Source organism: Bacillus sp. JJ1532 (genome assembly GCF_036965085.1).
GTDB lineage: Bacteria > Bacillota > Bacilli > Bacillales > Cytobacillaceae > Cytobacillus.
In genome coordinates, this window is record NZ_JBALOW010000045.1 from 304,697 (window position 1) to 305,132 (window position 436).

Annotated in this window: 1 pseudogene; it reads right to left on the bottom strand. The window is 32.6% G+C overall.

What is annotated here, in order from left to right:
• A pseudogene (locus tag V7122_RS16945) lies at positions 1-254 on the bottom strand (CAP domain-containing protein); the annotation flags it as partial.
• Between the last annotated feature and the right edge of the window lie 182 nt (positions 255-436).

Sequence of the window (436 nt, forward strand, 5' to 3'; positions counted from 1 at the left end):
GGCTTTTGTTGTACTGGCTGTTGTGCAAATTGTTTATTTAATCCATTCATATCCCATTGAATATTGTAATTCTTAAGGTATTTTTGCAGAATGCTATTAACTTGATCGTAATTTACATTAGTAGATTGTGAGTAATTAACTTTAACTTGTTGAGGTGTTGGGCAATTGGATGCTGCGTCTGCCTTATTCACCACTGGATTTGAAACTAGTAAAGCTGCCGCTGCTGCTACTGAAAATAACATTTTTTTATTCATCTATTAAATCCTCCCTGATGTGAGTTATTTGTGTGCTGCCTTGCTTGCACAATCATCATAACACATGGTTTTCCGTAATATTTCTGGAGAGATTTAACAATTTCCTTGTATATGAAAAATATAAAGCTAGAATAATCACATGAATCTCGTAAAACCTTTTACTTTGTAGGTTTATAAAAAAT